We start from the raw sequence: 10,930 nt of genomic DNA, 5'->3' as shown, positions 1-10,930 counted from the left end.
CGTTCGTCACTCGGTCGGGAGGGCCTGCATGGCCTTGATGAAGCCGTCCGTGTCGAGCTGTCCGTTGAAGAACTGCTGGATGGCCTGGTGCATGGACGAGCTCGCCTTCTGCGGGTACGCCTGGTCCCAGGACAGCTGGAACGACGGGGCGTCGGCGACCAGGTCGTACTGGAAGCGCGAGTACTCGGGGGTGCCCGCGGTCTCGATGAACTTGTCGGTGTTGGTCGTGGTCGGCAGGTTGCCGATGTCCAACTGCGCCTTGACGAACTCGTCGGAGTACATGAGCTTCAGGAACTCGGCGACGGCCTCGGGGTGCTTGGTCTTCTTCATCACCGAGTAGTAGTTGTTGGTGTTGCCGGCGACGTTGGCCGGGTCGCCCTTGCCGCCCTCGACGGTCGGGAAGGAGGTGTAGCCGAGGTCCTTCTCGGCGAACTCCTTGTGGTCCGTCAGCTGCTGGGAGTAGTACCAGGAGCCCATCAGCTCGAAGCCGGCCTTGCCGGAGGCCACCAGCTGGACCGAGCCGCCGTTGGTGTACTTGACGGAGTCGTAGTTCTTGCCGAAGGCGCCGGCGTCGACGAGCTCCCTGATCATGCCCAGGGCCTTCTTGCCGTCCGCGCTCTCCCAGGCGCTCTTGTCGCCCCCGACGGCCTTCTCGAACAGCCCGGGGCCGGCCACCCGGTCGAAGAGGTACTGGAACCACATCTGCGTCGGCCAGATGTCGCCGCCGCCGAGCGCGATCGGCGTGACGCCCGCGCTCTTGAGCTTCCCGACCGCGTCGAGCAGTTCGTCCCAGGTCTTCGGCGGCTTGACGCCCGCCTCGTCGAGGACCTTCTTGTTGTGGAAGAGCAGGACCGGCTGGGTGCCGCGCATCGGGATGCCGTACGGCTTGCCGTCGACGACGGCGTTGTTGAAGACGGACGGCAGGAACTCGTTCTCCAGGCCCGGGTCCTTCTCGATGAAGTCGTCCAGCGGCAACAGCAGGTCGGCCTTGACGAACGGCTTGATGCTGCCGCCGCCCCAGTTGAAGAAGACGTCCGGTGCCTGGGGGGTGCTGATGATCGTCTGAAGCTTCTTCTGGTAGTCCGCACCGGGGATGGTGTCGAGGACGACCTTGACGTCGGACGTCTTGTTGAACGTGTCGACGAGTTGCTTCTCGACCTTGTTGGTGGCGTCCCCGTAGACCAGGACATGGATCTTGCCGTCGCCCTGCGACGCCCCGCCGTTCCCGTCACCGCAGGCCGAGAGGCTCAGTGCAAGGGCGAGCGTCGCACCGCAGGCGACCAGTCTGGGCAAGCGCGCACGTGTCTTCATCGTTCGCCTTTCGAAAGTTTCGGCATCATCACCGAAAGTCCATGCCGTGGGACAGTAGGTCAGACCAGGGTTTCGGTCAACGGTCGGGCCGGTACTCACCCAAACCGTTATCGACGCGCGGTGGCCTATCCTGCGGGTATGCACGATGACGACGAGGTGAGCGGCAGAGTCACCCTGGCCGTGGTCGCGAAAGAGGCCGGCGTTTCGATGCCGACAGTTTCGAAGGTCCTCAACGGCCGCTCGGACGTCTCCCGCGCGACGCGGACCAAGGTGGAGCGCCTTCTGGAGACCCACGGCTACCGTCGGCGCGGGCAGCCGGCGTCCCGCTCCCCGCTCATCGAGCTCGTCTTCCACGAACTGGACAGCATCTGGTCGATGGAGCTGATCAGAGGCGTGGAGAACGTCGCCAGGGAGAACCGCGCGACGGTGGCGCTCACCGAGAGCGGCACCCGGCACACGCCCGCGCCGGAATGGCTCCCGGGTGTGCTGCGACGCAGGCCGCTGGGCGTCGTCCTGGTCTTCTCCGCGCTCCCCGAGGACGTCAAGCGCCGGCTCAGGGCGGCGGCCATCCCCTTCGTCGTCATCGACCCGGCGGGCGACCCCGATCCGGACGTCCCCTCGGTCGGCTCCGCCAACTGGGCCGGCGGCCTCGCCGCCACCCGCCACCTCACCGACCTCGGTCACGAACGGGTCGCGATCATCACCGGCCCCGAGGACATGCTGTGCTCGCTGGCCCGCCTCGACGGCTACCGCTCGGCCATGGCGATGGCGGGCCTGGAGGCCGACCCGCGCCTGATGCGTTTCGGCGACTTCCACGTACAGGGCGGCTTCGAGCACGCCATGGACCTGCTGGACGGGCCCGACCGGCCGACGGCGATCTTCGCGGGCAGCGACCTCCAGGCGCTGGGCGTGCTGGAGGCGGCGCGGGTCAAGGGCCTGCGCGTGCCCGAGGACCTGTCGGTGGTCGGCTACGACGACGTACCGCCGGCGCAGTGGTCGAGTCCGCCGCTCACCACGGTCCACCAGCCGCTGCGGCACATGGCCGAGGAGGCCGCCCGGATGCTGCTCCGCCCGGACGCCCCCGGCACGGCCGCCCAGCGCATAGAGCTGGCGACGCACCTGGTGGTACGGCAGAGCACGGCTCCGCCCAGGGAGGCGTGAGGGGCACGGGCCCGGCGTTTCCAGGGGCGTGCAAGGAAAGTTCGAATGTTTCGGGTTTCCCCGAAACAGCGTCGCGGCGACGTATCGGCCGCCTTCCGCGCCCCTCGACCCCGATGGCCGGAGCGGGGGGCCGGTACGTGGACCGGTCCCCCGGGTTCCGGCGGCGCCTCCGGATCCGGTCAGGCGCCGGGCAGGACCCCGCTGCGGGCCACCTCGGAGTACCAGCGGGCGCTGGCCTTGGGGATGCGGGTACCGGTCGGGTAGTCCACGTAGACCGCGCCGAAACGCTTGCCGTAGCCGTGGGCCCACTCGAAGTTGTCCAGCAGCGACCACAGGAAGTAGCCGCGCACGTCCGCACCGTCGGCGATGGCCCGGTGGACGGCGGCCAGGTGGCCGCGCAGGTAGGCGATCCGGTCGGGGTCGTTGACCTGCCCCGCGGGGTCGGCGTAGTCGTCGAACGCCGCGCCGTTCTCCGTGATGACCAGCGGCAGCTTCGGGAAGTCGGAGGCCAGCCGGCGCAGCAGGTCGTACAGGCCGGTGGGGTCGACGGCCCAGCCCATGGCGGTGGTCTCGCCGGGCGGCTGGTGGAAGGCGACCCGGTCGGCGCCCGGCCAGGGACTGTGCTCGCTCCTGCCGTGTCCGTCGGCACTGTGAGTTCCGCTGCCGTCGGCCTCGGAGACCAGGGTGGGTGTGTAGTAGTTGACGCCGAGGAAGTCCAGCGGCTGGTGGATCTGCTGGAGGTCGCCGTCCTTCACGAAGGACCAGTCGGTCAGTGCCGCGGTGTCCTTGAGCAGGTCCTCCGGGTAGGCGCCCCGCAGCATCGGGCCGGTGAAGGCCCGGTTGGCGAGCGCGTCGATCCGGCGGACCGCGTCGGTGTCGGCCTCGCTGTCGGTGAGCGGGCGGACGTGGTGGATGTTGAGCGTGACCGAGCACCGGGCGTCGGCGGCGACCCGGTCGCGCAGTGCCTGGACGGCCAGGCCGTGGGCCAGGTTGAGGTGGTGGGCGGCGCGCAGGGCGCCGACCGGGTCGGTGCGGCCGGGGGCGTGCACTCCGGAGCCGTAGCCGAGGAAGGCGCTGCACCAGGGCTCGTTGAGGGTGGTCCAGGTCTTCACCCGGTCGCCGAGGGCGTCCGCGGCGAGGGCGGCGTACTCGGCGAACCGCTCGGCCGTGGCGCGTTCGGGCCAGCCCCCGGCGTCCTCCAGCTCCTGCGGCAGGTCCCAGTGGTAGAGGGTGGCGACGGGCTGGATGCCCCGGTCCAGCAGGTCGTCGACGAGGCGCCGGTAGAAGTCCAGGCCCTTCTGGACGGCGGGACCGCGTCCGGTGGGCTGGATCCGGGGCCAGGCCAGGGAGAAGCGGTAGGCGCCCAGGCCGAGTTCGGCCATGAGGGCGACGTCCTCGCGCCGGCGGTGGTAATGGTCGGTGGCGATGTCTCCGGTGTCGCCGTTGCGGACCCGGCCGGGGGTGCGGGCGTAGGTGTCCCAGATGGACGGGGTGCGGCCGTCCTCGGCGGCGGCACCCTCGATCTGGTAGGAGGCGGTCGCGGAGCCCCAGACGAACCCCTTGGGGAATGTGCGGGCGAAGGTGCGGGCGGCGTCCGGAGCGGACGCGGTCTGCTGTGCTGCGGTGACCACGTGAGTCCTTTCGGGTGGTGGGGGTGGTGCGCGGGCGCGCGAATGCCCAGTGGGGGGGTGGTGTGCGGGTCCGGCGGTCCGGGGCCGGGCCGGGCGTGACGGGTCAGCCCTTGACGGCGCCCGCCATGATGCCGCGGACGATCTGACGGCCGAAGACGACGAACATCGCGAGCAGCGGCAGCGTGCCGAGCAGCGCGCCCGCCATGATCAGCGACTGGTCGCGGACGTAGCCCGCGCTGAGCTGGGTGAGGGCGACGGGAACCGTCGGGTTGGTCATGTCGAGCACCACGAACGGCCAGAAGAAGTCGTTCCACGCGTGCACGAACGTGATCATGAACAGGACGGCCATCGCGGGCCGTGCGACGGGCAGCACGATGCTCCAGAAGATCCGCAGCGAGTGCGCCCCGTCCACCCGTCCGGCCTCGACGAGTTCGTCGGGCAGCGCCTCCGAGAGGTACTGCCGCATGAAGAAGACGCCGACCGCGCTCACCAGCGTGGGGAAGATGACGGCGGGCAGCTGCTGCGACCAGCCCAGCTCGGACATCAGCATGAACAGCGGGACGACGCCGAGCTGCGGCGGCACCAGCATGGTGCCGATCACCAGCATCAGCAGGGCGTTGCGCCCCTTGAACCGCAGCTTGGCGAAGGCGAAGCCCGCCAGGGTCGCGAACATCACCGTGGACAGGGCGATCACCCCGGCCACGATCAGGCTGTTGATCATGGCTTTGCCCATCGCCGCCTCGTCCCAGGCCCGGGCGAGGTTGCTGAACAGGTTCGGGCCCGGCAGGAAGGGCGGCGGCGTCTGGCTGACCCGGGTGTTGTCGGTGGAGGCCGCCACCATCGTCCAGTACAGGGGGAAGATCGACAGCACCGCCATGACGGCGAGCAGGGCGTAGGCGAGCGGGCCCGCGTGGTGCTGGCGCCCGGCGCGTTCCCGCAGCAGCCGACGGCCACCGCGGCGGGCCGGCTTCTCGGCGGGAGTCCGGCCCGGGGTGTCCGTCCGGCCCGGGAGGCTGTGGATGGTCATGACGACTCCAGGTCAGGACGTACGGGAGCGCAGGCGCGTGATCAGGCGCTGCGCCACGAAGGCGAGGACGAGCAGCAGGAACATCGCCCAGGCGACGGTCGCCGAGCGGCCCATCTGGTAGTTCTTCCAGCCCTCCTCGTACAGCAGCAGGCCCAGGGTCTGGTACTGGTTGTCCGCGCCGCCGGTGATGCCGTTGGGGCCCTGACCGAAGATCAGCGGTTCGCCGAAGAGCTGAGTGGCGCCGATCGTGGAGAGCACGATGGTGAAGACGATGGTGGAGCGGATGCCCGGGACGGTGACATGGGTGAACTGCTTCCACCGGGAGGCGCCGTCGAGGGAGGCCGCCTCGTACCGGTCGGCGGGGATGGCCTGCATGGCGGCCAGGTAGAGCAGCGCGTTGTAGCCGGTCCAGCGCCAGATGACGATGGTGGAGATCGCCACCTGGGCGGGCCACTTGTCGGCCTCCCAGTCCACCGGGTCGATGCCGACCGCGCCGAGCGCCCAGTTGATCATGCCGAAGTCGCGTTCGAAGATCATGGTGAACACGAGGGCTGCGGCGGCGACCGAGGTGGCGTACGGGACCAGCGAGGCGACGCGGAAGAACAGCGAGGCGCGCATGCGGTAGTTGAGCAGGTGCGCCAGGCCGAGGGCCATCAGCAGTTGCGGCACCGTGGAGATGACCCCGATGGTGATGGTGTTCAGCAGCGCGTTCCAGAACCGTTCGTCGCCCCAGAGTTCGACGTAGTTGTCGAACGCCACCCACTCCATGACGTCGAGGGTGGCCAGTTCCACCCGGTGCAGGGAGATCCACGACGTGTAGACGAGCGGGTAGAAACTGAACGCGGCGAAGACGACGAAGAACGGCGCGACGAACGCGTACGGGGCGCCCCTGACGTCCAGCAGGTGCAGCAGCGCGCCGCGCCGCCGGACGGTGCCGCTCTCGACGTCCGGCGTCGGCGGCGGGCCCGAGGGCTCCCCGCCTTCCAGGGTCTTGGTGGTGGAGGTGGCCACCCGACTTTTCCTTCCTGGGAACAGAATGTGTGAGCCGGCCCCGGGCCCGCCTGCGGGGTGCGGGCGGGCCCGGACGGCCGCGGGGGTGGTAGGTCAGCCGACCGCCTTCTCGATGCGCTCCGCGGTGGTCTCCCACGCCTCGTCCCGCGGGGTGCCCTGCTGCTCGATCAGGGTCAGTCCCTGGGAGAAGGTGTCCTTGATCGTGCCGTCCTTGCGGCCCAGGACCTGCTTGTCCGGGATCTCCTGGGCGGCGGCACCGAAGATCCGGCCGATCGGCGCGTCGCTGAAGTACTCCGACTCGGCGTTCTTCACCTCGTCGCTCTCCAGCGCCTCTCGCGAGGACGGAATGTTGCCGATCTCCTCGAAGATGTGGGCCTGCTGCTCCGGCGCGGTCAGCCAGGCGACGAGCTTCTTGGCCTCCTCCTTCACCGGGCTCTGCTCGACCACGCCGAGGAAGGAACCACCCCAGTTGGCGCCCTTGGGGGCCTTGGCGACGTCCCACTTGCCCTTGTTCGCCTCACCGGCCTTCTCGCTGATGTGGCTGAGCATCCACGCCGGACACACGGCGGTGGCGAACGTGCCGTTGGCCAGGCCCGGGTCCCAACCCGGCTGGAACTGGCGGAGCTTGGCCGTCAGGCCGTCCTCGGCGGCGTCGGCGGCGAGGTTCCACGCCTCCTTGACGGCCGGGTTCTTGTCGTAGATCAGTTCGCCCTTGTCGTCGTAGTACTGCTCGGAGTAGCCGTAGACCATGGCGTTGAACAGGCCGCTGGCCGCGTCCATGTAGGCCACGTCGTCACCCTTGAAGCCCTTCTTGAAGGTGCGGCCGGCCTCGACGTACTTCTTCCAGTCGCCCTCCCACAGTTCGGCGACCTCCTCGCGGTCGGTGGGCAGGCCGGCCTTCTCGAAGTAGTCCTTGCGGTAGCAGACGGCCATCGGTCCGATGTCGGTGCCCAGCCCCAGCACCTTGCCGTCCTCGGTGCTGATCTGGGACTCCTTCCACGGCAGGAAGTGGTCGCCGCCCGGTACGTCGGAGAAGTCCGCGAACTTGTCCGCCTGGGTCTCGGTGATCTCCTTGGCCCGCCCGATCTCGATGCCCTGGATGTCCTTCAGGCCCTTGCCGGCCGCGAGCCGGGTCTGCAGCGCGGTGTAGTACGTCTGTTCGTCGCCGGCGATCTCGGCCTTGATGTCGACATCGGGGTTCTCCTTCTCGTACTGCTCGAGAAGGCCCGTCTCCTTGATGCCCATCACGCCGTACATGCCCATGGTGATGACGACCTTGCCGTCCTGTTTGCCACCGCCCGTGGCCGAGTCGTCACCGCCGCTGCAGCCGACGACGAGCGTCAGCGCACCGGCGACCGCGACCGCCGCCACCGCTCTCGTACGCAACGAACCGGTCCTGCCCATGGATCTCCTCCTAGCGACGGCGCTGACGCACCCGAGTGACGAGTTCTGCGATGAGCACAGCTGCTCCGGTAATGGATTGGGAACGTGCCCAATCCAAGGTGGGTACGTTCCCACCGATGCATCGAAGACTCGTGGCAGCGCACCGATCTGTCAATGACTTGAAGGCAACTCGCCACCGTGTTCCGGTTTTCGGCCGTCGTTCCCGGGACCCTGGCGCGCCCCGCCCGAGCCGCCGTCTGCAAGAATTGCCGCTGGTCACCTCCGCGGCCGGCACGGCCGCGACTGCCGAGGGGGTAGTACATGGCCGGGAACCGCCGTCCCACGATCAAAACCGTCGCCGCCCGTGCCGGCGTGGGCCGCACCACGGTGTCCCGCGTCGTCAACGGCTCGGATCTGGTCAGTGCCGATGCCCGTTCCAGGGTCCTGGCCGCGATCAAGGAGCTCAACTACGTTCCGAACTCGGTCGCCCGCAACCTGGTGACCAACCGCACCGACGCCGTGGCTCTGGTGATCCCCGAGTCGGAGAGCCGGCTCGGATCGGAACCCTTCTTCGCCGCGCTGATCCGGGGCGTCAGCGGCGCCCTCGCCGAGAGCCGGACCCAGCTGCAGCTCATGCTCGTCCGCGACCAGGCCGAACGGGACCAGCTGACCGAGTCGGTGGCGGCACGCCGCGTGGACGGCGTTCTGCTGGTCTCCGTCCATTCCGAGGACCGGCTGCCGAGCATGCTGGAGGAGATGGGGCTGCCCACCGTGCTGGCCGGCCGCCGCGACGCGGGTGAGCGGCTGAGCTACGTCAACGCCGACAACGCCGGAGGCGCCACCGAGGCGGTCCGGCACCTGCTGCGCGGCGGCAGGACCAGGATCGCCACGATCACCGGGCCGCCGGACATGGACGTCGGCCGCAGCCGGCTCAGCGGCTGGCGCGCGGCCCACGAGGAGGCGGGGGTGCCCGTGAGGGAACTCCTGGTCGAGACGGGCGACTTCACCGAGGAGAGCGGCCGCCGCGCCATGCGTTCACTTCTTGAACGCGCCCCGGACCTGGACGCCGTCTTCGCCGCCTCCGACCTCATGGCGGTCGGCGCCCTGGCGGAACTGCGCCGGCAGGAACGGCACGTACCCGGTGATGTCGCCGTCGTCGGGTTCGAGGACTCCGTCCTCGCCCGCCACACCGACCCGCCCCTGACGACGGTGCGTCAGCCGGTGGAGGAACTGGGCCGCACCATGGCCCGGATCCTCACCGACATCACCCGGCACGGTGCGCCCCGGCAGCAGCTGACGCTGCCGACGGAACTGGTGGTGCGCGATTCGTCGTAGGCGCGTGGCTCCCCGTCACGCGCACTGCCCGGCAGCGGTGTTCGGTGCCGGGCAGTGCACGTCGCAGTGGTGGCCGGGGGTGCGGCGGGTGAGGTCAGGCGGTGTTCAGGGTCCATTTCTGGTTGGCGCCGCCGGTGCAGGTCCAGATCTGGGCGGGGGTGCCGTCCGCGGAGTTGTTGCCGGTGATGTCGAGGCACTTGTCCGCACCGGTGTTGACCACGTCGTGGGTCGTGGCGCTGTACGACCATCGCTGCGCCGTGCTGCCGTTGCAGGTGTAGAGCTGTACGCGTGCGCCGTCGGACGTGGAGGCAGCGCTCACGTCCAGGCACTTGCCGAGCGCCCGCACACTGCCGTCGGCGCTCACGGTCCAGCGCTGGGCCGCCGTGCCGTTGCAGGTGTACAGCTGCACCGCGGTGCCGTCGGCCGTGGCCCCGCCCGCGACGTCTAGGCACTTGCCCGCGAGTCCGGTGAGGGTGCCGGTGCTGCCGCCCGGGTTGCCCGACGGGGTGCCGGACCAGGTGAAGGTGGCCGTGGTACGGGCGGGCAGGGTGTAGGTGTAGGACTGGCCGCCCCAGTCGACGCGGACCGAGCGGGCCGAGGTGCCGCCGTTGTGGGCGATGAGGGCCTTGGAGCCGTCGGGGTTGCGCCAGGCCACGTTGGGCACCGTGCCACTGGCGGTGGAGGCGATCCGGTGGGCACCGGGCCTGACGAACTTGGTCAGGTGACCGGTGGTGTAGTACTCGATCGTGTAGTCGACCTGCCCTGCCCGCGGGCCGCCTTCCTGCACGGTGATCAGGCCGGTGCAGGTGCCGCAGCCGCCGTTGTGCGGTCCCCTGTCCTGATTGAGCGCCAGGCTCCACTTGACCAGGCTGCTGCTCCAGTTGCGCGCGTAGCCCACGATGTCGGCCAGGTCCTCGTTGTGCTGGTTGCCGATCCAGGTGCCGCCGGAGTGCTCGGTGCTGAACTGCCGCACGTTCGGGTACTGGTCGTGCACCTGGCTGCCCACCGCGGGGTCACCGGCGTAGCCGTGCCAGGCGATGCCGCCGAAGAGCGGGTCGTTGCGCACCCCGGCGTCCGCGAGGACGGGAGCGCCGAAGTTCGCGTAGTCGCCGTAGTTCCAGTCGTGGACGAGGACCTTGGTGTCGATTCCGGCGGCACGGAAGGCCGGGTAGACGTGGTTCTTGGTGAACTCGACCAGCCCGGACGGGTTCCAGCTCATTCCGGGGTAGTTCATGGCCGTGGGGTTGCCGGCCTGGCAGCAGTTCGGTTCGTTCTGGACGGACAGGTAGTCGACGTCCACGCCGGCGGCCCGGTAGCTCTGGATGTACTTGACCAGGTACTGGGCGTACAGCGGGTAGTACTCCCACTTGAGCCAGCCCATCTGGTCCATGCGGCCGTTGTCCTTCATCCAGCCGGGAGCGCTCCAGGGGACGCCCTTGACCCTCAGTTCCGGATTGAGCTGCCGGGCCTGTGCGGTGAGCAGCCGGACGTCGGTGTCGTAGCCGTTGGTGCCGAAGTCGGACAGGTCGCAGCAGGTGTCGTCGAGGGAGACGTGGCCCGGCCGGGAGAGGTCGGAGGCGCCGATCGGGTTGCGGACGAAGGACAGTCCGATGCCGTCCGTCGGTGAGAACAGTCTGCGCATCACGGCGTCACGGGTCGAGGCGCTGACGGCGCCGCCGCGCAGCAGATGGGCGGTGGTGTCGGTGATCGAGGCCCCGCCGCCCTCGAACCGCTGGTAGGTCGTCGCCTCGTCGACGGTGATCGTCTGGTCGGCGCCGCCCTGGGCGGGGCCGAAGTTCACCGGCGCCTGTTCGGCCAGGCCGCGAGTGACGTTGCGGCCGCCCGCGTCGGACGTCGTGGTGAGCCATACCCCGACCCGCTCACCCGCGGCGACCGCCTGCGGCGTCGTGCCGGGGGCGAGGGTCAGGGCGAGGGCGAGGGTGAGGGCGGCGGCCAGGAGCGCGGGGAGCCGTCGGGCGTGAGGTGTGCCGCGGAACAGGACGCGTCTGCGCAGGGGAGTCATGGGTGCGACCTCTCGGTGGGGGGTGTCCTCACCTTCGGGGCTTGAGCG

The 10,930-nt window shown here is 69.7% G+C and carries 8 protein-coding genes; 2 read left to right on the top strand and 6 right to left on the bottom strand.

The window, feature by feature from the left end; all coding sequences use genetic code 11:
• Window positions 1–6 precede the first annotated feature (6 nt).
• Window positions 7–1,311 carry an ABC transporter substrate-binding protein gene (locus ACVW19_RS33410; protein ID WP_457464283.1) on the bottom strand — a complete coding sequence of 435 codons (1,305 nt, stop codon included), beginning with the start codon at window positions 1,309–1,311 and terminating at the stop codon, window positions 7–9.
• Between the two features lie 138 nt (window positions 1,312–1,449).
• On the opposite strand from ACVW19_RS33410, the gene ACVW19_RS33405 reads away from it, so the two are divergent.
• On the top strand, window positions 1,450–2,472 hold the full coding sequence (locus ACVW19_RS33405) for a LacI family DNA-binding transcriptional regulator (protein WP_457464281.1): 1,023 nt from the start codon (window positions 1,450–1,452) through the stop codon (window positions 2,470–2,472).
• A gap of 179 nt (window positions 2,473–2,651) precedes the next feature.
• Here ACVW19_RS33405 and ACVW19_RS33400 read toward each other — a convergent pair whose 3' ends face one another.
• From ACVW19_RS33400 to ACVW19_RS33385, 4 genes are all read right to left on the bottom strand, one after another.
• On the bottom strand, window positions 2,652–4,103 hold the full coding sequence (locus tag ACVW19_RS33400) for a GH1 family beta-glucosidase (protein ID WP_457464279.1): 1,452 nt from the start codon (window positions 4,101–4,103) through the stop codon (window positions 2,652–2,654).
• Between the two features lie 103 nt (window positions 4,104–4,206).
• Window positions 4,207–5,130, bottom strand: a complete 924-nt coding sequence (locus ACVW19_RS33395) for a carbohydrate ABC transporter permease (protein ID WP_457464277.1) — start codon at window positions 5,128–5,130, stop codon at window positions 4,207–4,209.
• Window positions 5,131–5,142: 12 nt separating this feature from the next.
• Window positions 5,143–6,141 (bottom strand): carbohydrate ABC transporter permease, encoded by a 999-nt coding sequence (locus ACVW19_RS33390; protein ID WP_457464275.1) that lies wholly within the window; start codon window positions 6,139–6,141, stop codon window positions 5,143–5,145.
• A 93-nt stretch (window positions 6,142–6,234) separates the two neighbouring features.
• Window positions 6,235–7,545 carry an ABC transporter substrate-binding protein gene (locus ACVW19_RS33385; protein WP_457464273.1) on the bottom strand — a complete coding sequence of 437 codons (1,311 nt, stop codon included), beginning with the start codon at window positions 7,543–7,545 and terminating at the stop codon, window positions 6,235–6,237.
• A 300-nt stretch (window positions 7,546–7,845) separates the two neighbouring features.
• Between ACVW19_RS33385 and ACVW19_RS33380 the strand changes: the two genes are divergently transcribed.
• Complete coding sequence (locus tag ACVW19_RS33380; protein ID WP_457464272.1) at window positions 7,846–8,859, top strand: LacI family DNA-binding transcriptional regulator; 1,014 nt, start codon at window positions 7,846–7,848, stop codon at window positions 8,857–8,859.
• Between the two features lie 94 nt (window positions 8,860–8,953).
• Here the strand turns inward: ACVW19_RS33380 and ACVW19_RS33375 are convergent, their stop codons facing one another.
• Window positions 8,954–10,882 carry a lectin gene (locus ACVW19_RS33375; RefSeq protein WP_457464270.1) on the bottom strand — a complete coding sequence of 643 codons (1,929 nt, stop codon included), beginning with the start codon at window positions 10,880–10,882 and terminating at the stop codon, window positions 8,954–8,956.
• Window positions 10,883–10,930: the final 48 nt, after the last annotated feature.

The organism is Streptomyces sp. TE5632, assembly GCF_054061295.1.
Note: the sequence above shows the minus strand (reverse complement) of the source record. Positions and strands in the feature narration are given on the sequence as shown.

Coding starts and splice junctions, on each gene's coding strand:
- ACVW19_RS33410 (WP_457464283.1), bottom strand. CDS start 1,311: ATGAAGACACGTGCGCGCTTGCCCAGACTGGTCGCCTGCGGTGCGACG.
- ACVW19_RS33405 (WP_457464281.1), top strand. CDS start 1,450: ATGCACGATGACGACGAGGTGAGCGGCAGAGTCACCCTGGCCGTGGTC.
- ACVW19_RS33395 (WP_457464277.1), bottom strand. CDS start 5,130: ATGACCATCCACAGCCTCCCGGGCCGGACGGACACCCCGGGCCGGACT.
- ACVW19_RS33385 (WP_457464273.1), bottom strand. CDS start 7,545: ATGGGCAGGACCGGTTCGTTGCGTACGAGAGCGGTGGCGGCGGTCGCG.
- ACVW19_RS33380 (WP_457464272.1), top strand. CDS start 7,846: ATGGCCGGGAACCGCCGTCCCACGATCAAAACCGTCGCCGCCCGTGCC.
- ACVW19_RS33375 (WP_457464270.1), bottom strand. CDS start 10,882: ATGACTCCCCTGCGCAGACGCGTCCTGTTCCGCGGCACACCTCACGCC.